Here is a 20,447-nt window from a genome sequence, read left to right as displayed (position 1 = left end):
GTCAGCGGTTCTCCTTCGAGCCGGCAGAGGGGGCGGGGGGCTCGGTCGCATCCGGAGCGTGCGACTCGGCGGCGGCAGCAACGGCATGGGCGCTTGCGCGGCGCGTGACCACGTTGTCGGTGGCGCCGGTGATGGCCGAGATGATCTCTTCGTAACTCACGTCGGCGACGTGGAAGTCACCGTTGTTGCGGCCGAGGCGCAGCACGACGACGCGGTCGGCCACGGCCTGTACGTCGGCCATGTTGTGGCTGATGATCAGCACACCGAGGCCGCGCTCGCGGAGGCGCTCGATGAGGTTCAGAACCTCCGCGGTCTGGGCGACGCCGAGAGCTGCCGTCGGTTCGTCGAGAATGACCACGCTCGGCTCGCCGATGAGCGAGCGGGCGATGGCCACGGTCTGGCGCTGCCCGCCTGAGAGGGAGGCGACGGCGATGCGCACTGAGGGGATCTTGGCCGAGAGCTGGCGCAGCAGGCTCCAGGCGCGCTGCTCCATCTCTTCTTCGTCGAGGGTGCCGTGGGTGATCTCGCGGCCGAGGAAGAGGTTCGAGACCACATCGAGGTTGTCGCAGAGCGCCAGATCCTGGAACACCGTGGCGATACCGAGAGCCCGCGAGGCGGTCGGCGTCGGAATCGAGACCACCTGGCCGTCGAAGGTGATCGTTCCCGAGTCCTGCGGGTGCACCCCGGCGAGGATCTTCACGAGCGTGGATTTGCCGGCACCGTTGTCGCCGACGATGGCGACGACCTCGCCGGCATGCACGTCGAGGTTGATGTCGGTCAGGGCCCGAACGGCGCCGAAACCCTTCGAGATGCCCTTCAGCGACAGCACGGGTTCACGCAGCGAGCTTGCAGACGGAGCGACGGCGGATTGCATCGTCACGGTTCCTCCTAGGGGAGATATCGGTGGAGCAGAACGAGGTGGTGCAGAACGAGATGGTGCAGAACGAGGTGGTGCGGAACGAGAGAGAACCCGGCCGGAACGCATGGCGCGCCCCGGCCGGGTCGTGAAGCGGTGTTACTTGATGCCGGCTGTGGCGCAGGCGGCTGCGTAGTCTGCGGTGCAGATGTCGGAAGCCTTGTAGAAGCCGTCGGCAACGACCGTCGTCTCGATGTTGTCGGCGGTCACGGCGACCGGGGTGAGCAGGAACGACGGAATCGAAGCGCCTCCCTTGGTGTTCGTGTTGGTGGTGGCCGAGACGGTCTCACCCTTGGCGAGGGAGACGGCCAGCGTCGCCGCCTGCTCGGCTTCGGGCTTGAGGGCCTTGTAGACGGTCATGAACTGATCACCCGAGAGGATGCGCTGGATGCCCGCGAGCTCGGCATCCTGGCCCGTGACGGGAGGCAGCGGGCTGACGTTGGCGCCCTTGAGTGCGGCGATGGCGCCACCGGCGGTGCCGTCGTTGGCGGCGTACAGACCGACGATCTGCGAACCGAACTGGGTGATCTGGCCGGCCACCCAGGTCTGGGCCTGCGCCGGGTCCCATCCGGGTGTGTCGTACTCAGCGAGGATCTTGTAACCCGATGCATCGATGATCTTGTGCGCACCGGCCTTGAACTGGCTGGCGTTGTTGTCGGTCGGAGACCCGTTGACCATCAGGATGCCCGCGTCAGCGGCCGCTCCGCTGGCCTTCAGCTTGTCGACCAGCGCCTGGCCCTGCAGCTCACCGACCTTCTCGTTGTCGAAGGAGATGTAGTACGACGAGTCGGCGCTGTTGATGAGGCGGTCGTAGGAGATGACCGGGATGTTCTTGGCCTTGGCCTCGCCGACGATGGACGCAGCGGCCTCGCCGTCGAACGGGTCGAGCACCAGCACGTTGACGCCCTGGGTCAGCATCGACTCCGCCTGCTGCTGCTGCTTGGCGGCATCGCCGTCGGCGTTGGAGTAGAGAACGGTGCAGTCGGGGCAGAGCGACTTGATCTTGGCCTCGAAGTAGGGCTTGTCAGCGCTCTCGTAACGGGCGGTGACCGAGTCGGGCAGGAGCAGGCCGATCTTCGCGCTGGATGCGTTGGCCGTGCTGGCGGTGGAGCCGGACGATGAGCCGTTCGAACATGCTGTGAGCGAACCGGCTGCGAGCAGGATTGCGGCCGTGGCAATGACCGCTCTCGTGGTGGCGATCTTCATTGAGAAACCTCCCGTTATTGCCGCCCTCTTTGGCGACGTGTGCGAGCTTGACACTTTTCGAGTTTGTCGTCAAGACTTGAAGTCAAGGATTTAGGTAACAGGTTGGGCACTTCTTTCGTCGGCCGTGATCGTGACACGGTCCACGGCGAAGACGGCCGCTCCGAGTGTGGGTGCGCGGGGGCCGAGTTGGGCCTGTACTATCTCGGGCATCAGTTCCGGCCCGACGATGATCGAGCGTTCGACCGCGTGCCGCAGGGGCCCGAGCAGAAGCTCTCCCGCGCGCGACAGCTCCCCGCCGATGACCAGGCGCTCGGGGTCGAGCAGGTTGCAGAGATTCGCGGCTGCGACCCCGATGTGTCGCCCGGCATCCGCCACCGCCCGCATCGCCACCGACTCGCCAGCCATGGCCCGCAGAACGATGTCTCCTAGCTTCAGCGAGCCGAGTTCGGGGCGGAGGTTCTCGAGAAGGGCCGGGCCCCCGGCGATGGCCTCGAGGCATCCGCGGTTGCCGCACCGGCAGAGGGGGCCGTTCTCGAGGATGGTGGTGTGGCCGAACTCCCCGGCAACGCCGTTGTGGCCGCGGAAGATGGCGCCATTCAGAATGAGGCCGGCGCCGATACCGTCGCCGACGTCGATCGTCACCGAGTTGGCTCGGCCCCGTGCCGCCCCGAGGCGGTACTCGGCCAGTGCCCCCAGGTTGGCGGCGTTGTCGACGAAGACGGGCCGCTTCAGCCTCCGCTCCATCACCTCGGCGACGTTCACTCCGTCCCACCCGCGCATGATGCCACTGCGCGCGGTGGTGCCGGTCTCCCTGTCGATCGGCGCCGGAACAGCGATGCCGACCGCGAGCACCTCCTGCAGGGTGGCGTCGACCGAATCGAGCATGTCGACGAGCAGCAGCGTGGTCTTGTCGAGTTCGTTGTCGGCGCGATGGTCTTTGGCCAGTGGCATGTGGTGTTCGGCGACGACGGTGTGGCTCGCGTCGGCCAGGGCGATGCGCATGTGGCGGGTGCTGAAGTGCACACCCACGAACAGGCCGAGCGAGTGGGCCAGGGTGACGTGCTGAGCCCGGCGGCCGCTGCGCGTGCTCGGCGCGACATGCAGAAGTCCCGAGCTCGACAGCTCCTTGACGATGTTCGAGACCGTGGCCGGAGACAGCCCGGTGGCCCCGGCGAGTTCGACCTGTGTGAGACCGCCGTGCTTCTTCACCGCATCGACGATTCGCGCCCGATTGGCTTCACGAAGTGAAGTCTGTGATCCGGGAGTGCGCCGCTGGTCTTCCACCAGAACAACATACAGCCCGTGTCAATGCCCAGTGCCGCGTCGCATAATTAGCGGATGATCACTCCCCAGCTCGCCCGCGCGCTCCAACTCACGGGCCTCGTATGGCACCCGACATCGGGCGACCTCTTCATCATCGACCGTGAGGGCTTCGAGGGCGACGTGTTCACCGTGAGCGACATGACCATCGAGGCGCACGAATTCGACACCGGCACGGTGCTCGGGTTCAACGGCACCACCGAATGGGCGCTCGACTCGGTGGCCATCGACGACGCCCTGTGGATGCCCGCCGAGCACCAGTTGCGCGCTCTGCTCGGTGCCACCTTCCGTTCGCTGCGGCGGAGCGACCCTGCTGCGGGTGCGAGCCGCATCGACGACGACGGACTGGCCACGGGGGAGGCCTACGAGGTCGAGACGGTGCTCGCGGGCGAGCGCCGGGTGTTCGTCGCGGCAGACGCGGCCGACGCTTACGCCGGCGCGCTGCTCGAACTCATCGGCGCCTCCACCGACAGCCTCGAAGCCGATCTCGGCTGAGGCCCGCTGTGAACGGGTTGGCCAGAGCGGGCTACTGGATGCTCGACTACGGGTACAGCGCTCGCTCCGAACTCCGCGGACTCGCGACCGCGAGGGACCCGTCCCGGCGGGATTCGGGGGCGGTGGGGCCGGGCGCGCGGCCCGTCGTTCTGCTGCCCGGGGTCTACGAGCGCTGGCACTTCATGCTGCCGCTGGCCCGCCAGCTCGAAGATCTGGGACACGCGGTGTTCTTCGTGCCGGAGCTGGGCCGCAACCTCCTGCCGATCGACGAGTCTGCGCGGCTCGTCGCCGGGCTCCTGGCCGAGAACGACCTGCGTGACGTGCTGCTGGTGGCGCACAGCAAGGGCGGGCTCATCGGCAAGTACGTGATGCTTCGGCTCGACCCCGAGCAGCGTGTCGATCACCTGGTCGCCGTGAACACTCCGTTCTCGGGATCGGTGTGGGCCGAGAGGCTGAAGGTGCCGAGCATCCGCATCTTCGACGCCGCCGATCTCACGATGACGTTCCTGGGTGCCCGGTCGCCGGTGAACGAGCGCATCACCTCGGTGTTCGGCAGTTACGACCAGAACGTGCCGGCGGGCAGTGTGCTGCCGGGGGCCCGCAACCTCCGCCTGGCTGTCGGCGGGCACTCGCGCATCATCGGCTCGCGGGCCTTCGCGGCCGTGCTGGCCGAGCAGGTCGCGCGCCGGGGGTGAGTCGACGCGGGGTGTGAGAGTCGCCGCGGAAACGGCGAGCCCGAGCTGTGGCGGCACCGGGTGCAGCGGGTGCTCGCCGCCTCAGCGGAGCGCGAGCCGCTCGAAACGGGCCCGCGCCTCGAGCGCCATCACGGCCGAGAGCTGGGTCGAGAGCGCCGTGGTGCGGCCCGGCGGATGCGACCAGTCGTCGGCGGCGAGGGGGATGCCGTTCGGGGCGAGCAGGTCGGTGCTGGCGGTGAGGAAGGCCCCGAGCATCCGGAAGCCGTCGCCCGCCGGGTCGAGACGGTCGAGCAGCAGACCCAGGTAGCGCACGAAGATGCCCTTGAACAGGCCGGCGTCGCCACCGCCCCGCTCCGCGAGGTTCGCGGGTTCGCCGAGGAAGAGCCCTGTCGGCGCGAGCCGGTCGATGCTCGCCCTTGCTGTGCGCGTCGCGCGTTCGAGTGTCTCCGGATCTCCCGTGCGGTCGAACGCCTCGACAAGCGCTCCGATGTAGAGGCCCTGGTTGTAGGTGAACAGCCAGTGAGCGTCGAGGGCTCCGTCGCCCTGGCGGTTGATGCCGTCGGCCACGAGATCGGCGAGGTCGCCGGTGCCGCTCACGAAGGTTCGCGCGATGTACTCGAGCGACCGGTTCGCCGCCCCGTCGAAACGGGGGTCGGATGCCCGGCTCGCCAGTCGCGCCGAGAGGATCGCGAAGGCACCGTTTGTCGGGGCATTGCGGTAGTCGAGCTGGGAGTCGCGCCAGGCCACACCGCGCTCGGGAGCGTTCGCGGCCCCGTTCTCGGCAATGTAGCGCCAGAGCGAGATGGCGTCGTCGAGGCAGCGCCTCTCGCCGCTCAGGTCGTACAGCCGCACGGCCGCCAGCGCGAGCCATCCCATATCGTCGAAGTAGTGGTTGAACAGCCTGCCGCGATTGCGGAGCCGGATGCCGTCATAGCTCTGCTGGGCGAGTCTCAGCCGCTCGGTGCCACCGGGAGCGGTGCGCCCGCCGCGACGTTCTGCGCCGTCGACCCGCACCTCGACCGCGTGGGCGAGCCACCAGTAGTTGAAGGTCAGTAGCTGGCCGAGTCGCGGGGGTGAGGTGTTGAGCAGCAGGCGCGGGCCGAGCAGCCGCGTCTGGAAGTGATCGGTGAGGGCCTGCTGCGCGCGGTCGGCTGTGGCGCTCCAGAGGGCGGCGGCGGCGGCGGGCTCGGCGGTGGACTGCTCGGCGGTGGTGGATTGCTCGGCGTCGGTGGGCCCGGTCTGGGCGGGCAGCGGTGTGCCGGGCGGAGGCGCCGCGGGCGCGGTCATCGCAGGGCCGGGGCGATGAAGCGCACCCAGGTCCAGACCGAGAGGCTGACCGCCGCGAAGCCCACGGCCACGATGAGCACCCAGGTCGCTCCGAGGCCGCTCGACGCCGCGGGCACCGCGAGGGAGGGTGCGGCGGGCAGCAGCACGGCGGCGAGCAGCGTGAAGCAGCCGAGCGCGGCCGCCAGCCAGGCCGTCCGCGACCAGGCGAACACGGCCCGCCCGGCGAGGGCGCCGAAGGGCAGCACCAGCACCGCGGCCGCCCCGAAGGAGCCGAGCACGATGGTGTTGAGCACCTCGGTGAGGAACGCAGAGGCCGGCGTCGTCGCGGCCGGCAGCACGGTGGCGGCGGCCCAGGCCGCCCCGCCGAGCACCACCAGCGAGAGCAGATGGAGCAGGGCGAACCGGGCGCGCCCGCGAACCGAGGTGCCGTCGGCCGGGCCGATCGCGAGCACCAGTCCGAAGAGCAGGGCGGGCTCGATGGCGAAGGCGCGCGAGGCCAGCATCACAACCGCGGCGATGGCGAGGTAGTGCGGAGCGAAGGCGATGCGGGAGCGGAGGCCGAGCATCCGGAGCCCGAGCACCCGGGGCAGAGCCACAGAGACCGCATTGAGCACGGCGAACGCGATGCAGATGGCCCCGAGAAGTCGCAGGTACGCGGGCTGGCTCTCGATGGGGCCCGAGAGCATGCCGATCAGGGCGGAGGCGACCAGGGCGATGGCTGCGAGCACGCGCGGATTCACCGAAACCTGCGGGGCACGTTCGAACTCGTCGCGGGGTCGGTTGCGCCCGGTGAGCAGGGTTCCGCGTCGGCCTCTGCGGTTGTGTGCGGCGACGCTGAGCGCCCCCGCCATGAGCCGGGCCGGAGCGGCGATGAGTGCGAGGACTCCGAGGGCGATCGCTGCAGCGATGAGCCAGTTCGAGCCGGCCGCGGTGCCGAAGACCGGCTGCAGGGTGGTCGTGAAGCGCGTGGCGCCGGCCCAGGTGCCGTCTGCCGCGAGAGGGGAGAGCGGGGCGGAGGTGTCTTCGCCCGTTCCGCCGGGGGCCCCGGTCGTGCCGCCGTCACCCGACGGGGAGCCGCCGGTGCCGCCGCCCGAGGCACCCGAGGTGCCCGAGCCCGGGGTCTGGGGTGCGTCGCCGAGCCCCGAGCCGCCGCCCGTGCTGCCACTCCCGCTGCTGCCATCACTGCCCGTCGTGCCCGTGCCCGTTCCCGCGCTGCCGGAACCCGTGGCGCCCGACCCCGCACCGCTCGCGCCGGAACCCGGCGCTCCGCCACCGCCGGTTCCGGGAGTCGTGGTGCTGCCGCCCGGAGCCGTGGCCGACGGGGTCGGTGTCGCGGACCCTGCGCGGAACGTCACTGAGACGGGCGCGCTCTCGGCGCTGACATTGCCCGCGGGATCCTGTTGGATGGCGGACACGGCGACCGTTCCGGTGGCCAGCTCGCCCGCCTCGCATCCCCAGACCCCGTTCTGGACGGGTGCCGTGCAGGCCGCGAACGATCCCGCGAAGACGGTGACGAGGGAGCCCGACTCGCCGGTGCCCGCGAAGGCGGTGCCGGATGCCGGCGCCGACGCTCCCGCGGTGGGCGACGTGACCCGGGGCGGGGCGGGCGCATCCGAATCGATCTGCAGAGCGAAGGCGGGACTCTGGGCAGAGGGGCCCCGGCTCCAGGAGGTGGACTGGGTGGCGCGCACCTGCACGGTGCCGCTCGGGATGCGGTCACCGAGGTTGCACGCCCAGGCCCCGGAGACGTCGGCGGCAACCGTGCAGGAGAAGATTCCGGCGGCACCGGAGGCAGACGCGGTGACGGTCGCCGCGGCGAGGGCCGTGCCCCGAACCGTTCCGTAGCCGGTACTGATGCCGCTCGCGGAGCCCGAGGCCACGGTGGGAGCGTTCAGCACGTCGACGGTGACGGTGTCGCTGGCGTTGTCGTGGCCGTCGACGAGCTGCACTACCCGCAGCACGACGCCGGGAGCGCTCGGCAGCGTGCCGGTGCTGCAGGTGAAGGCGCCGTCGGATGAGGCGGTGGTGGCGCAGAGCGGGTCGGAGCGGGTGCTGGCCGAGACCTGCACGCGGCTGTTCGGCTCTGCGGTGCCCGCGATGACGAACGAGCCGCTCTGCAGGGTGCCCGCGGCGGGGGAGGTGATCTGCGGGGCGACGATGGGGGTGGGTGCCGCGGGCGGATCGCTGGGAGACGGGGTGGGCGTGGGGGCGACCGGCGCGATGGGCTCGGCGGTCGCTAGGGCGGCCGGGGCGGCCGTGGCAGTGGGCTGCTCCTCGGCCGCAGCCGGCGCAGCACCCTGCAGCGCGGAGGCGCCGAGCGGTACCAGCAGTCCCAGCGCGGCGACGACCATCAGCAAACGGAATCGCGAAGCCCCGGGAGCCGGCACCACCGGCACACCCCTGGTCTTTCTGCGATTCGCGACTGGCACGTTCATCCATTTAGCAAGCTATCCGAGCCAAAGTCAAAGCCCCATGCGGTTGCATGGAGGAAAAAGTCCCTGAAGACGGTTAGATCTATGGAATGAGCAGCCCTCCAGCGACCGGCCTCTTCGCCGAACCCCGTCACCGGGTCGGCGGCGGCTGGATCGCGCTGTTCGCCACCGCCTGGCTGGGCATCTGGATGGCGCAGCTCACCCCCATCCAGCTGCTGCTTCCTCTGCAGATCGAGAACCGACTGCAGATCGAGAACCGGCTGCAGACCGGGTCGGGCGACGCAGCGGGCGACTGGATCGGAAGCGTCGTCGCCTTCGGCGTCGTCTCGGGCATCGCGGGGGTCGCGGCGCTGATCGTCTTTCCGCTCACCGGGGCCCTCTCCGACCGCTCCACCTCGCGCTTCGGACGGCGTCGGCCCTTCGTGGCCGCCGGAACGCTTCTCTTCGCCGTCTCGCTCGTGCTCCTCGGCGCCCAGCAGAGCCTGGTCGGTATCGGCGTGTTCTGGACCCTCGCCATCGTCGGCTTCTGCATTCTCACAGCCTCGCTCACCGCGGCGATCTCCGATCAGGTTCCCGTGGGCCAGCGCGGCTTCGTCTCGGGCTGGCTGTCGGCTCCGCAGGCGATCGGCACCATCCTGGGACTCGTGCTCGTGACCACGCTCTTCACGAGTCAGTTCGCGGGCTACCTCGCGGTGGCTGTGCTGCTCGTTCTTCTGGTGCTGCCCTTCTGCCTGTGGATGCCGGATGCCGTTCTTCCGCGCGCCGAACGAGCACGCGTGAGCGCCCGGGTCTTTCTCGACGGCTTCTGGATCAGCCCGCGGCAGTACCCCGATTTCGGCTTCACCCTTCTCAGCCGCGTTCTGGTGAACACGGGCAATGCGCTCGGCACCGCCCTGCTGCTGTATTTCCTGATGTTCGGGCTGGGCGACGAGACCGCACAGGATGACCTGATCATCCTGACCCTCATCTACATGGTGTTCGTGATTCTCGCTTCGCTCGGTGCCGGCGCCCTCTCCGACTGGCTGGGTCGCCGCCGCGTGTTCGTGTTCGCGGCCTCTGCGCTGCAGGCCGTGGCGGCGCTGCTGCTGGCATTCGTGCCCGAGCTCAGCGTGGCGATGGTCGCGGCGGGCCTGCTGGGGCTGGGCTACGGATGCTTTCTGTCGGTCGACCAGGCGCTCGCCACGCAGGTGCTCCCCGATCCCGCGACCCGGGGCAAAGACCTCGGCATCATGAACATCGCCACCGCCGTGCCGCAGGCGATCGCGCCGCTGCTCGGAGCGGGCGTGGTGGCGCTGTTCGGCGGGTTCGAGGGACTCTTTCTCCTGTCTGCCCTGTTCGCCGCGGCCGGCGCCACAGCCGTCGCCCGAGTGAGATCGGTTCGCTGAATGACACTCTCCCTGCTGCCCACCCCCGGCACGCCCTGGATCGACGACACCGCCGGCTACTGGGGCTCACTGGCCGCCGCCACGGCTCACCTCGACACGCCTTTCGCTGCGCTCGACCTCGACGCGCTCGCGCACAACGCGTTCTCGATGCTCGACCGCGCCGCCGGCAAGCCCATCCGGGTGGCCAGCAAGTCGGTGCGGGTGCGGGAGGTGCTCGATGCAGTGCTGGCACTGCCGGGTTACACAGGGGTGCTCGCGTACACGCTGCCCGAGGCCCTCTGGCTCGCCGAGACGATCGACGACGTGGTGGTGGGATACCCGAGCGTGGATCGGGCGGGCATCCGTCGCCTCGCGGCCGACGAGCAGCTTGCCTCGCGCGTCACGCTGATGGTCGACGACGTGTCGCAGCTCGACCTGGTCGACCGGGTGGTGGCGCCCGGGGCCCGGGCGAGCATCCGGGTCTGCATCGAACTCGACACGTCATTCGTGACCCGGGCGCTCGGTCATGTGGGGGTGTGGCGCTCGCCGGTCTTCAGTGTCGATGCGGCGCGGGTGCTGGCCCAGCACATCGCAGCGCGCCCCGGCTTCGAACTCGTGGGCCTGATGGGGTACGAAGCGCAGATCGCGGGGGTCGGCAACCGGCCGCGCGGCAACCCGGCGAGGGGCCGGGTGCTCGACTGGATGCAGCACCGTTCCATCGCCGAACTCGAAGGCCGTCGCGGGGCCGTCGTGGAGGCTGTTCGCGAGGTCGCCGATCTCGAGTTCGTGAACGGTGGCGGCACGGGGTCTCTCGAGAGCACGTCGGCCGATGCATCCGTCACCGAGGTCGCGGCCGGCAGCGGACTGTTCGGCGGGCACCTCTTCGACACCTACTCGCGATTCCGCCCCGCGCCGGCGGCGGCGTTCGCCCTCTCGGTCGTGCGAAAGCCCACCCCGCAGATGGCCACGCTGCTGGGCGGGGGCTGGATCGCCTCCGGCCCCGCGCAGCCCGACCGGTTGCCCGAGCTGGTCTGGCCGACCGGGCTCTCGATGCAGGCGCGCGAAATGGCGGGTGAGGTGCAGACGCCGCTCTCGGGTGCGGCAGCCGAACGTCTCGCCGTGGGAGACCGGGTGTGGCTGCGGCACACGAAGTCGGGGGAGCTGTCGGAACACGTCAACGGGTTCGCGGTGGTCTCGGGTGGTGAGGTGGTGGCCCAGGTGCCGACCTACCGCGGCGAGGGGCAGGCGTTCCTGTGAGCGGGGGGCGGGTGGGGCGCGCGCCCCGCACCAGTGCGCGCACCGGTATCGGGCGAGCCGTCGGGGCAGACGGTGGGGCGGGCTTCACGGGCGCGGTCTGGCGCACCTGGGGGCGCACCGAGGCCGTGCGCCCGGTGCGTGTCGAGCGACCGCAGAGCGTCGAAGCGGTGCAGCGCGCGGTTGTGGCCGCCGGGCGCGCGGGGCTCCGCATCAAGGCGGTCGGCGCCGGCCACAGTTTCACCGGCATCGCAGTTGCCAAAGGAGTGCAACTCGACGTCACCGGCCTGAGCGGCGTGCTGAACGTCGACACACTCCGCGCCCGCGTCACGCTCGGCGCCGGCACCCACCTCTGGGAGCTTCCCCGGATGCTCGCCCCCCACGGCCTCGCCCTCACGAATATGGGCGACATCGATCGACAGAGCGTCGCCGGCGCCATCTCCACCGGAACCCACGGCACCGGCGCCCGTTTCGGAGGCATGGCGAGCCAGGTCAGGGGTGCCGTTCTCGTCACCGGCGACGGAACGCTGCTGAGGGTCAGCGAGACCGAGAATGCCGAGCTGCTGCCCGCCGTCGCGGTGGGGCTCGGAGCGCTCGGCATCCTCGTCGAGGTCACCCTGCAGTGCGTGCCGACGTTCCTGCTGCACGCGAGCGAGCGAGCCGAGCCGCTCGAGGCGGTGCTCGACGCCCTGCCCGAGCGGGTGGCGGGCGCCGACCACCTCGAGTTCTACTGGTTTCCGCACACCGGCACCGCGCTCACGAAGACGAACACGCGCATCCCGGGAACGGATGCCCGCGCCGCGCTGCCGCCGCTGAACCGCTTCGTCGACGACTGGCTGGTGTCAAACCAGCTCTTCCGTCTCACCTGTTCACTAGGGCGCGTGGCACCGCCGATCATCCCGCACATCAACCGGGTGGCCGAGAAGCTCACCGGAACGCGCGACTACACCGACCTCTCACCCCGCGTCTTCGCCACCCGCCGCACCGTGCGCTTTGTGGAGATGGAGTACGCGCTGCCCGCCGAGGTCGTACCCGAGGTGCTGAGGGAGATCGATGGCCTCATCGAGCGGCGGGGCTGGCGCATCTCGTTCCCGGTCGAGGTGCGCTTCGCGGCCTCCGACGACCTCTGGCTCTCGACCGCGCACGGCCGCCAAACGGGATACATTGCAGTGCACCGCTACTTTCGTGAACCGCACGCCGAGTACTTCGAAGCGGTCGAGGAGATCATGATGGCGCACGCCGGCCGGCCGCACTGGGGCAAGCTGCACACCCGCGATGCGCAGGATTTCACCGGGCTGTACCCGCGGTTCGTCGACTTCGTGGCGCTGAGGGAGCGGCTCGATCCCGCCCGGCTGTTCGCGAACGACTACCTCGACCGCGTGCTCGGAGCATGAGCGCTGCCCGCAACCCGGTCGGCTCGAGCGGCCCGCGCCGTTCATCCCCGCGCCGGTCTCCCGCGCCCGGCCGGCGACGAACGGATGCCCGTGACACCGCCCAGGGTGAGGCCGAGGCCTTCGCGACCCGGCTCCCGGCGGGCTTCGTGCTCGGAGTCTCGACGAGCGCCTTCCAGGTCGAGGGCGGCAGCCATGACGGTGGTCGCACGCTCTCGGTGTGGGACGACTTCAGCCACCAGCCCGGCCGCATCCGCGGGGGAGCGACCGCAGATGTGGCAGCGGATCACTTCCACCGGGTCAGCGAAGACGTCGCGCTGCTCGCGACGCTCGGCGCAGAATCGTACAGCTTCTCCTTCGGCTGGCCGCGGCTTCAGCCCGGCGGAGCAGGGTCACTGAACCGTGACGGGATCGCGTTCTACGACCGGCTGCTCGACGAGCTCCTCGCAGCCGGCATCAGCCCGATGGCGACGCTCTTCCACTGGGACACCCCGGTCGAACTCCGCGGCGGCTGGCTGAACCGCGACACCGCGAACCGGTTCGGCGACTACGCGTACGAGGTCGGCGAGCAGTTCGGCGACCGCATCGACCGATGGGTCACCCTGCACGAGCCCGCGACCGTGATGCTGAACGGCTACGCCCTCGGAATGCACGCGCCGGGCGGCACGGCGCTGTTCGACGCCCTCCCCGCCGGGCACCACCAGCTGGTCGGGCACGGTCTCGCCGTGCAGGCGCTCAGGGCAGCTTCGGTGACCGGCGAGGTGGGCATCGCCAATGCGTATTCGCCCGTCTCCCCGGTCACCGCTTCCGACGATGACGTGGCGTTCGCCGCGCTCTACGACATCGTGCACAACACGATGTTCGGCGACGCGGTGCTGCGCGGCTCCTACCCGCCGGTTCCCGATGAGTTCCAACGGCTGCTGCGCCCGCTCGTGGAGGCACCCGAGGGTGATCTGGTGATCATCCGGCAGCCCCTCGACTTCTACGGCATCGACTACCTGGCCCCCACGCGCATCGCCTCGGGCGCCGGCGGCCAGGTCTCGCCCGACGGCGAGGCGTCGGCGCTGACATCGTTGCCGTTCCATGTTGCGCCCTGGCCCGAGTTCGACCGCACGGGCTCCGGTCGGCCGAACGCGCCGGAGTTCCTCGGGGTGGCCCTCACCGAGCTCGCCGCTCGCTACGGTGAGGCGCTGCCGCCCGTCTTCGTCACCGAGGGCGGGGTCGGCCTGGCCGACCGGGTGGAGCTGGATGCTGAGACCGGCGCCCCTCGGGTGCGTGACGGTGCGCGCATCGACTACCTCACGTCGCACGTGGCCGCTGCACTCGATGCGGTCGCTCCAGGCGGGCCGGCGGCGGCGGTGCATCTGCGCGGCTACTACATCCGGTCGCTGCTCGACGGGTTCGAGTGGGCGGCGGGGTACGGCGAGCGGTTCGGGCTCGTGCACGTCGATTTCACGACCCGTGATCGCACGCCGAAACAGTCCTTCGAATGGGTGCAGAGGGTGCTCGAAGCGCGTTCGTGAGGCCGGTCATCCGGAGCCTGTTTCGTCGCTGAGAGCTTGCCACGCTGCCGCTGTGTGAGGAGCCCTCAGTCGTTATAGTGGTGGGCATGGGATGGCTAATCGCTCTGATCGTTGTTGTTGTGCTCGTCGTCATCGTCGGCATCTACCTGTGGGCGACCTACAACTCCCTGGTCACGCTGAACGTGCGCGTCGAAGAGGCGTGGAGCGACATCACCGTGCAACTGAAGCGGCGGGCCGACCTGCTGCCGAACCTCATCGAGTCGGTGAAGGGCTATGCCGCGCACGAGAAGGGCGTCTTCGAGTCGGTGACCCGGGCACGCGCAGAGACGCTCGGCGCGCAGGGGCCGGCCGAGGCATCCGTCGCCGAGAACCACATGCAGACCGCGCTCAAGAGCATCTTCGCGGTGGCGGAGGCCTACCCGCAGCTGCAGGCCTCGCAGAACTTCCTGCAGTTGCAGGCCGAACTGGTCGACACCGAAGACAAGGTGCAGGCGTCGCGCCGGTTCTACAACGGCGGCGTGCGTGAGCTGAACACGAAGATCAAGGTCTTTCCGAACAACGTGTTCGCAAAGCGCCTCGGGTTCAACTCGACCGACTTCTTCGAGGTCGGCGACCTGGCGGCCATCGCCGAGCCGCCGCGCGTGCAGTTCTAGCCCGCTTCCACCGTGTACCGGGCGATCGCGCAGAACAAGCGCAACACCGTCATCATCCTCGTGCTGTTCATCCTCATCATCGGGGGGCTCGGCTACCTCGCGGGGTACATCTACAACAGCTTCTCGCTGACCGTCGTCATCCTGGTCTTCGCCATCGGGTTCGCGGTGGTGCAGTACTTCTTCGCCGGTTCGCAGGCCGTCATCTCGAGTGGGGCCATCGAGATCCACAAGGCAGACAACCCGAGGCTCTGGCGCATCGTCGAGAACCTGTCGATCACGTCGGGTACGCCCATGCCACGGGTGTACATCGTGAACGATCCCGCCCCGAACGCCTTCGCCACCGGGCGCGATCCGGCGCACGCGGCGGTGGCGGTGACGACCGGGCTGCTCGACATCATGACCGACTCCGAACTCGAAGGCGTGATGGCGCACGAGCTCGGGCACGTGGCGAACTACGACATCCGGGTGTCGCTCATCGTGTACGGGCTGGTCGTGGCGGTGGGGCTGATCGCGGACTTCTTCCTGCGCATGGCCTTCTTCGGCCGCGGAAACAACAACAACTCGAACCCGGCGCTGCTCATCCTGGGGCTCGTGGCGGCGGTCATCGCGCCGCTCGTCGCCACGGTGGTGCAGCTCGCCGTCTCCCGCCAGCGGGAGTACCTCGCCGACGCCACCAGCGCGATGACGACCCGGCACCCGGATGCTCTGGCCAGCGCCCTCGTCAAACTCGAGAACTACGGGCGCCCGATGCTGCGGCAGTCCACCTCGATGGCGCACATGTGGATCGCCGACCCCCTCAAGCCCGGCCTCATGAACCGCCTCTTCGCGACCCACCCCCCGCTCCCCGACCGCGTCGCACGCCTCGAGCGCATGGGCGGCACGTTCTGAGTTTATGGTCCGCCCTTCGGGCGGCACCGTACGACGCGCGGCCGCCCTGTCGCGGTGGGTGGCACCGTACGACGCGCGGCCGTCCTGTCGCGGTGGGTGGCACCGTACGACGCGCGGCCGTCCTGTCGCGGTGGGTGGCACCGTACGACGCGCGGCCGTCCTGTCGCGGTGGGTGGCACCGTACGACGCGCGGCCGTCCCGTCGCGGTGGGTGGCACCGTACGACCCGCGGCCGTCCGGCGTCCCGCCGCCGCACCCCGCCGTGCCGCACCCGCGCGCCGCCGGACCCCGCCGCGCCGTCGCATGCTGCCGAGCCGTCGCGCCCCGCCCGAAGCCCCGCCCGGATGTCTGGCGCCCGGGCCCCGCCATGACGCCCTGCCGCGGGCCGGGGCACAAACGATAGGGCAAAAAACACCCGATAGCCGGGGTTTTGGGAGGTTTTTTGACCTAACGATTTGGGGCTGGGGTGGATGACGGGGGGGGTGTCGGGGTGGTGGGGTGGTGTCGGGGTGGTGAGGGTCAGGGGCAGGGGTCGGTCAGGGGGTGGGGGCTGTCAGGGCGGCGGTGAGGGGGTGGCGAAGGTGCCGCGGAGGGGGAGAGTGGGGGTGACGGCGTCGAGGTTCTGCCAGGCGGCGGCGGTGTGGAGCACGGTGGCGAGGCGGGCAGCGATGGCAGGGTGATCGGCGGGGGAGACACGGGGTTCTATCCAGGCGGACGGTACGCGGAGGATGCCGGCCTTGCGGTCGCTCTTCAGATCGACGCGACCGACGACGCGTTCGTCGATGAGCACCGGCAGCACGTAGTAGCCGAAGATGCGCTTGGGCTCGGGCGTGTAGATCTCGATACGGTAGTGGAAGTCGAAGAGGCGCTCGGCCCGCTCTCGGCGCCAGACGACGGGATCGAAGGGCGAGAGCACGGCCGCGGCCTCGATCCGCCTCGGCAGGCGTGCATCGCGGTGCAACCAGGACGGTCGACCCCAGCCGTCGACCGCCACGGGCAGCAGCTCGCCGGTGTCTTCGAGGGCGCGGATGGCGGGTAGGGCATCCGCGGTCTTCAACCGGAAGTAGTCGGCCAGGTCACCGACCGTCCCCACCCCGAGCGCCCGCGCCGACAGCGACACCAGCTCGCGCATGGATTCTGCGCGGGCCAGTCCCGCAGCGCCCGCGCCGACCGCCGCCGCGCCATCCGCCGCCGCGCCGCCCGCGCCGCCCAGGAACGACCGCTCCGCCAGCGCCGCGAGAATGGCCTCCGGCAGCATCTGCTCCGGCAGCCCGTAGCTGCGCTCGAAGCGGGTGCGCCCGGCGGCCACCACCTCTCCCCAGCGGAAGAGCGTCTCGAGCCCGATCTTCACGTCGCTCCAGCCCCACCACGGGCCGTTCCGCCGGTTGCTCTCGTGCTCGATGGCGCTGGCCGGCATCGGACCCTTCTCGGCCAGCTCGCTCTTCAGCCAGGCGATCATGCGGGGGTTGGCGTTCGCCCACGAGTTGGCGTCTGCCAAGGCGCTGGCTCGGTAGTCATCCATCCGCCAGGCGAGCAACGGCAGGGTGGTGAGCGGAATGAACGACGCCACATGCGCCCAGTACTCGATCATGCGCGGGCCATAGGTGAGCCGGTCGAGCTCGGCCTTCGGGTAGGCGCCCAGCCGGGCGAACACGGGGAGGTAGTGGCTGCGCTCGAACACGTTCACGGAGTCGATCTGCAGCAGCGCCAGTTTCGACACGAGCGGCGTCAGCTGCCGCAGACCCGGGGCGGATGTCGCGCTGCCCGCTGCGGGCGACCCGAAACCCTGCGCGCCCAGCGCCACCCTCCGGGCGAGACCTGCTGACATCGGATCGACCACGTCTCGACCATAGTGCCGACGTCCGACAGGCCGGCAACTCCACCCGCCCCGCGCCGGGCAGGGCAACCCCCCGCCGGGCAGCTGCCGTGACTTCTAGACTGGGAAAATGTCAGGCACAGCCCACCCCCGCAGGCCCTCCGGTTTCTTCGCACGGCGACAGGCCGCCGCCCGGGCGCGATACGACGTGGCGGAGTCGGCAGCATCCCTCACCGAAGCCACCACGACCGCCGCGGCCGCGGCCGGTTCGGTACCGCCGGGAATGCAGATCGCTGGTGCCTGGGCCTGGCGCCTGCTGGTCATCATGGGGGCACTCGCCGCGCTGCTGTTCGTGCTCGCTCAGTTCTCGCTGGTGATCATCCCGCTTCTCATCGCGGTCGTGCTGAGCGCCCTGCTCGTGCCCTACAAGAACTTCCTGGTCAGGCACCACTGGCCGAGGTGGCTCGCCATCGTCGTGTCGATCCTCACCGTGTTCATCGTCATCGGTGCGCTCGGCTTCCTGGTCACAACCCAAATCTCCTCGGGCTACGCCGACCTGAAGACCCAGAGCACCAACAGCTACAACATGCTGCGCGACTGGCTGAAGACCGGCCCGCTGCAGCTCAGCGACGACCAGATCAACGGATACATCGGGCAGGCGTTCCAGGCGATCCAGAACGACAGCTCAGCGCTGGTCAGCGGGGCACTGAGCGTCGGCTCGACGCTCACCCATGTGCTCACCGGCGTGCTGCTCGTGCTCTTCTCGACCCTCTTCATCCTGATCGACGGCCGGGGCATCTGGGCCTTCGTTGTACGCATCTTCCCGAAGCGCGCCCGCGCGGGCGTCGACGGCGCAGGCACGGCGGGCTGGACCACCCTGCAGAGTTTCGTGAAAGTGCAGATCCTCGTGGCATTCGTCGACGCGGTGGGTATCGGCCTCGGCGCCTTCCTGCTCGGCGTTCCGCTTGCCGTACCGGTCGCCGTGCTGGTGTTCCTCGGCTCGTTCATCCCGGTGGTCGGCGCCGTACTGACCGGTGTCGTGGCCATCTTCATCGCGCTGGTCTACAACGGCTGGCCGATCGCCCTGGCGATGCTCGGTGTCGTGCTGCTGGTGCAGCAGATCGAAGGGCATGTTCTGCAACCGCTCGTCATGGGGACCGCGGTCAAGGTGCACCCCCTGGCCGTCGTGCTCGCCGTAGCCGGGGGAAGTATCATCGCTGGTATCCCGGGCGCCTTTTTCGCGGTGCCGTTCATCGCGACCCTGAACGTGATGGTGAAGTACATCGCGAGTGGCGTCTGGCACGCCCGACCCGAGCCGAAAGAGCCCCTACCCGATGCTTGAGACGCCCTCGCACACCCGCTCCGCTGTTCCGGCCCTGGCCGACATCGAGGCTGCGCGGGCCGTGGTCTCCCGGGTCGCGCAGACCACGCCGCTCGAGACCTCGCGCTATCTCGCCGAGGTGCTGGGCAGCGACGTGCTCCTGAAGCTCGAGAACCTGCAGCGCACCGGGTCGTACAAGATCCGGGGTGCCTACAACCGGATGTCACGGCTCAGCGACGAAGAGAAGGCCCGGGGCGTCGTGGCCGCGTCGGCCGGCAACCACGCCCAGGGTGTGGCGTTCGCCGCCCGTGAGCTCGGCATCAAGGCCACCATCTTCATGCCGCTCGGAGTCGCGCTGCCCAAACTCCAGGCGACCCGCGACTACGGGGCGGATGTTCTGCTGCGCGGCCACACGGTCGAGGAGCCCCTGGCGGCGGCGGCGGAGTACGCGGCCACGACCGGAGCGGTGCTCATCCCGCCGTTCGATCATCCGGATGTCATTGTGGGCCAGGGAACGCTCGGCCTCGAGATCTGGGAGCAGGCTCCCGCCTTCGACACCATCATCGTGCCGATCGGCGGCGGCGGGCTCATCTCGGGCGTGGCCAGCGCGATCAAGCAGCGTGCGGCGGCCGAGGGCCGCGAGGTGCGGGTGATCGGGGTGCAGGCGGCCAATGCGGCGGCCTATCCGACGTCGCTGGCAATGGGGGAGCCGACGAAGATCAGCACGTCGGCCACGATCGCCGACGGAATCGCGGTGGCGAAGCCGGGCATCCTGAATTTCGAGATCATCCGGGAGCTGGTCGACGAAATCGTGCTGGTGACCGAGGCCGACATCGCGCGGGCCATCCTCGTGCTGCTCGAGCGGGCCAAGCTCGTGGTGGAGCCGGCCGGCGCCGTCGGCGTCGCGGCGATCCTGTCGGGGCAGCTCGGCGAGCTGGGTACGACGGTCGTGGTGCTGTCGGGCGGCAACATCGACCCCCTGCTCATGCAGCGGGTCATCAGCAACGGGCTGGCGGCATCCGATCGCTATCTCAAGCTCAAGATCATGCTGCCCGATCGCCCGGGCCAGCTCGCGCGCACGGCCGAGATCGTCGCGGAGGCGAACGCCAACGTGATCGAGGTGCTGCACACCCGGCACGGGCGCGGGCTGCAGCTCAGCGAGGTCGAACTCGAGCTGAGCGTCGAGACGCGCGGCCCCGAGCACCGCGCCGAGGTCATCGCGCGCCTCCGCGACGCGGGCTACGACGCTCGCCTCGCCCAGGACTGACGCGTGGGCCGCACCCCCGACATCTCGCAGGCGCAGTGCGGCCTTTTCGCCCCCGGTTGACCCGCGAACTACCTGCATCCGGCTCCGAGCGCTGTGAAACTGCCGGCGGGGCCGGTCAGCCGGTGTAGTTCTCTACGGCGGTGACCTTGACCGTGATGGCTCGGCCGTTGGGTGCCTCGTAGGTGGTGGTGTCGCCGACGGCGAGGCCCATGATGGCGGTGCCCAGCGGGCTCTTCTCGGAGTAGACGTCGAGGTCGCTCTGCCCCGCGATCTCCCGGCTGCCGAGCAGGAAGACGCTCTCGTCGCCCGCAATGACCGCCGTGATGACCGTGCCCGGCACCACGACACCGTGGCTCTCGGGCGCCTCGCTCACCTGCGCGGTCTTCAACAGGTTCGTGAGGAAGCGGATGCGCGCCTCCTGCTTGCCCTGCTCGTCTTTTGCGGCGTGGTACCCGCTGTTCTCCTTCAGGTCACCCTCTTCGCGCGCCGACTGGATCTTGTCGGTGATCTCCTGGCGCCCGGTGGTGCTGGCGTACTCGAGTTCGTTCGCCAGACGGTCGTAGGCCTCCTGGGTCAGCCAGCTGACTTCTGCTTCCTCCGCCATGCGCAAACTCCTCCGT

At 69.8% G+C, this 20,447-nt stretch carries 17 protein-coding genes; 10 read left to right on the top strand and 7 right to left on the bottom strand.

Features of this window, described 5'->3' with window-relative positions; all coding sequences use genetic code 11:
* Window position 1: 1 nt before the first annotated feature.
* The 3 genes from B7R24_RS10810 to B7R24_RS10800 form a co-directional block, all read right to left on the bottom strand.
* Entirely contained in the window at window positions 2-874 is an 873-nt protein-coding gene (locus tag B7R24_RS10810) for an ATP-binding cassette domain-containing protein (protein ID WP_116419006.1), read from the bottom strand.
* 141 nt (window positions 875-1,015) lie between these two features.
* Complete coding sequence (locus B7R24_RS10805) at window positions 1,016-2,122, bottom strand: sugar ABC transporter substrate-binding protein (RefSeq protein ID WP_116418961.1); 1,107 nt, start codon at window positions 2,120-2,122, stop codon at window positions 1,016-1,018.
* A gap of 90 nt (window positions 2,123-2,212) precedes the next feature.
* Window positions 2,213-3,406, bottom strand: a complete 1,194-nt coding sequence (locus B7R24_RS10800; RefSeq protein WP_116418960.1) for an ROK family transcriptional regulator — start codon at window positions 3,404-3,406, stop codon at window positions 2,213-2,215.
* 54 nt (window positions 3,407-3,460) lie between these two features.
* Here B7R24_RS10800 and B7R24_RS10795 point away from each other — a divergent pair, with 54 nt between their 5' ends.
* Window positions 3,461-3,937 (top strand): hypothetical protein, encoded by a 477-nt coding sequence (locus B7R24_RS10795; protein ID WP_116418959.1) that lies wholly within the window; start codon window positions 3,461-3,463, stop codon window positions 3,935-3,937.
* A gap of 8 nt (window positions 3,938-3,945) precedes the next feature.
* The gene (locus tag B7R24_RS10790; protein ID WP_253259410.1) at window positions 3,946-4,632 is read left to right on the top strand and encodes an esterase/lipase family protein; all 687 of its coding nucleotides are present in this window, start codon (window positions 3,946-3,948) and stop codon (window positions 4,630-4,632) included.
* An 81-nt stretch (window positions 4,633-4,713) separates the two neighbouring features.
* Here B7R24_RS10790 and B7R24_RS10785 read toward each other — a convergent pair whose 3' ends face one another.
* Both B7R24_RS10785 and B7R24_RS10780 read right to left on the bottom strand, forming a co-directional pair.
* Window positions 4,714-5,919: a glycoside hydrolase family 76 protein gene (locus B7R24_RS10785; protein ID WP_116418958.1), complete on the bottom strand. Its 1,206-nt coding sequence runs from the start codon at window positions 5,917-5,919 to the stop codon at window positions 4,714-4,716.
* Complete coding sequence (locus B7R24_RS10780; RefSeq protein ID WP_147304017.1) at window positions 5,916-8,348, bottom strand: hypothetical protein; 2,433 nt, start codon at window positions 8,346-8,348, stop codon at window positions 5,916-5,918. Before B7R24_RS10780 ends, B7R24_RS10785 begins: the two co-directional genes overlap by 4 nt.
* 92 nt (window positions 8,349-8,440) lie before the next feature.
* Here B7R24_RS10780 and B7R24_RS10775 point away from each other — a divergent pair, with 92 nt between their 5' ends.
* The 6 genes from B7R24_RS10775 to B7R24_RS10750 all read left to right on the top strand — a co-directional run bounded on the left by B7R24_RS10775 (window position 8,441) and on the right by B7R24_RS10750 (window position 15,424).
* Window positions 8,441-9,736 carry an MFS transporter gene (locus tag B7R24_RS10775; protein ID WP_116418956.1) on the top strand — a complete coding sequence of 432 codons (1,296 nt, stop codon included), beginning with the start codon at window positions 8,441-8,443 and terminating at the stop codon, window positions 9,734-9,736.
* Window positions 9,737-10,972: an amino acid deaminase/aldolase gene (locus B7R24_RS10770; protein ID WP_116418955.1), complete on the top strand. Its 1,236-nt coding sequence runs from the start codon at window positions 9,737-9,739 to the stop codon at window positions 10,970-10,972.
* Between the two features lie 47 nt (window positions 10,973-11,019).
* The gene (locus tag B7R24_RS10765; protein ID WP_116419004.1) at window positions 11,020-12,363 is read left to right on the top strand and encodes a D-arabinono-1,4-lactone oxidase; all 1,344 of its coding nucleotides are present in this window, start codon (window positions 11,020-11,022) and stop codon (window positions 12,361-12,363) included.
* Complete coding sequence (locus tag B7R24_RS10760; protein WP_116418954.1) at window positions 12,360-13,883, top strand: glycoside hydrolase family 1 protein; 1,524 nt, start codon at window positions 12,360-12,362, stop codon at window positions 13,881-13,883. The genes B7R24_RS10765 and B7R24_RS10760 overlap by 4 nt, the downstream gene beginning before the upstream one ends.
* An 86-nt stretch (window positions 13,884-13,969) precedes the next feature.
* Window positions 13,970-14,536, top strand: a complete 567-nt coding sequence (locus tag B7R24_RS10755; RefSeq protein ID WP_116418953.1) for a LemA family protein — start codon at window positions 13,970-13,972, stop codon at window positions 14,534-14,536.
* Between the two features lie 12 nt (window positions 14,537-14,548).
* Entirely contained in the window at window positions 14,549-15,424 is an 876-nt protein-coding gene (locus B7R24_RS10750; protein WP_116418952.1) for a M48 family metalloprotease, read from the top strand.
* Window positions 15,425-15,976: 552 nt separating this feature from the next.
* Here B7R24_RS10750 and B7R24_RS10745 read toward each other — a convergent pair.
* The gene (locus B7R24_RS10745) at window positions 15,977-17,263 is read right to left on the bottom strand and encodes a winged helix-turn-helix domain-containing protein (RefSeq protein WP_116418951.1); all 1,287 of its coding nucleotides are present in this window, start codon (window positions 17,261-17,263) and stop codon (window positions 15,977-15,979) included.
* Between the two features lie 106 nt (window positions 17,264-17,369).
* On the opposite strand from B7R24_RS10745, the gene B7R24_RS10740 reads away from it, so the two are divergent.
* Both B7R24_RS10740 and ilvA read left to right on the top strand, forming a co-directional pair.
* A complete protein-coding gene (locus B7R24_RS10740) occupies window positions 17,370-18,581 on the top strand; it encodes an AI-2E family transporter (protein ID WP_116418950.1) in 1,212 nt (403 codons plus the stop codon).
* Window positions 18,574-19,827: a threonine ammonia-lyase gene (gene ilvA / locus B7R24_RS10735; RefSeq protein ID WP_116418949.1), complete on the top strand. Its 1,254-nt coding sequence runs from the start codon at window positions 18,574-18,576 to the stop codon at window positions 19,825-19,827. Before B7R24_RS10740 ends, ilvA begins: the two co-directional genes overlap by 8 nt.
* A gap of 115 nt (window positions 19,828-19,942) precedes the next feature.
* On the opposite strand, the gene greA is transcribed toward ilvA, so the two are convergent.
* Window positions 19,943-20,431, bottom strand: coding sequence for a transcription elongation factor GreA (gene greA / locus B7R24_RS10730; protein ID WP_116418948.1), 489 nt, complete (start codon window positions 20,429-20,431; stop codon window positions 19,943-19,945).
* Window positions 20,432-20,447: the final 16 nt, after the last annotated feature.

The sequence above is a fragment of the Subtercola boreus genome, assembly GCF_003399645.1.
Lineage (GTDB): Bacteria > Actinomycetota > Actinomycetes > Actinomycetales > Microbacteriaceae > Subtercola > Subtercola boreus_A.
Note: the sequence above shows the minus strand (reverse complement) of the source record. Positions and strands in the feature narration are given on the sequence as shown.

What these genes read in the sequence shown, in the direction of transcription:
- greA (WP_116418948.1), bottom strand. Translation starts at nt 20,431, where the DNA reads ATGGCGGAGGAAGCAGAAGTCAGCTGGCTGACCCAGGAGGCCTACGAC.
- B7R24_RS10805 (WP_116418961.1), bottom strand. Translation starts at nt 2,122, where the DNA reads ATGAAGATCGCCACCACGAGAGCGGTCATTGCCACGGCCGCAATCCTG.
- B7R24_RS10770 (WP_116418955.1), top strand. Translation starts at nt 9,737, where the DNA reads ATGACACTCTCCCTGCTGCCCACCCCCGGCACGCCCTGGATCGACGAC.
- B7R24_RS10775 (WP_116418956.1), top strand. Translation starts at nt 8,441, where the DNA reads ATGAGCAGCCCTCCAGCGACCGGCCTCTTCGCCGAACCCCGTCACCGG.
- ilvA (WP_116418949.1), top strand. Translation starts at nt 18,574, where the DNA reads ATGCTTGAGACGCCCTCGCACACCCGCTCCGCTGTTCCGGCCCTGGCC.
- B7R24_RS10795 (WP_116418959.1), top strand. Translation starts at nt 3,461, where the DNA reads ATGATCACTCCCCAGCTCGCCCGCGCGCTCCAACTCACGGGCCTCGTA.
- B7R24_RS10785 (WP_116418958.1), bottom strand. Translation starts at nt 5,919, where the DNA reads ATGACCGCGCCCGCGGCGCCTCCGCCCGGCACACCGCTGCCCGCCCAG.
- B7R24_RS10810 (WP_116419006.1), bottom strand. Translation starts at nt 874, where the DNA reads ATGCAATCCGCCGTCGCTCCGTCTGCAAGCTCGCTGCGTGAACCCGTG.
- B7R24_RS10740 (WP_116418950.1), top strand. Translation starts at nt 17,370, where the DNA reads ATGTCAGGCACAGCCCACCCCCGCAGGCCCTCCGGTTTCTTCGCACGG.
- B7R24_RS10760 (WP_116418954.1), top strand. Translation starts at nt 12,360, where the DNA reads ATGAGCGCTGCCCGCAACCCGGTCGGCTCGAGCGGCCCGCGCCGTTCA.
- B7R24_RS10755 (WP_116418953.1), top strand. Translation starts at nt 13,970, where the DNA reads ATGGGATGGCTAATCGCTCTGATCGTTGTTGTTGTGCTCGTCGTCATC.